Source organism: Xanthomonas sp. SHU 308 (assembly GCF_000364645.1).
Classification (GTDB): Bacteria; Pseudomonadota; Gammaproteobacteria; order Xanthomonadales; family Xanthomonadaceae; genus Xanthomonas_A; species Xanthomonas_A sontii.
The window spans coordinates 1-419 of record NZ_AQOK01000655.1; the positions used below are offsets into that span (position 1 = coordinate 1).

The 419-nt window shown below is 74.9% G+C and carries 1 pseudogene; it reads right to left on the reverse strand.

The features are described 5' to 3' along the window. Positions 1-419: pseudogene (locus tag D588_RS0118145) on the reverse strand (alpha/beta hydrolase); the annotation flags it as partial.

Consider the following 419-nt stretch of genomic DNA (forward strand, 5'->3'; position numbering starts at 1 on the left):
CCGATGCGCTGAGGATCCACGCCGTAGTCGGCGGCATGCGCGCGGATCAGGCGCAGCGCGCGCTGCGCATCGGCCAGAGGCTGGTCGCGCGCGGCGGCGCCGTCGACCGCTGCGTCGGGAAGCCGGTAACGCAGCACGAACAGGGTGATGCCGGCCTGTTCGGCGAAGATCGGCACCAAGGCCGTGCCTTCCTTGTCCAGCACCACGCGCGCGTAGCCGCCGCCGGGCGCGACCAGCAGCGCGCTGCCGTTCGGCGTCTTCGGCCGGTACACCACCAGATACGGCTGATAGCGGCCGCTGAGCGCGCGATCGGGCAGGGCCGGGTCGTCGCTGCGCTCGACCAGATGCGCGTGCTCGGAGCCGGCCGTCGACCCCGGCGCCGGACCGGGCCACAGCGGCAGCCGCGCCGCCGCCTCGGC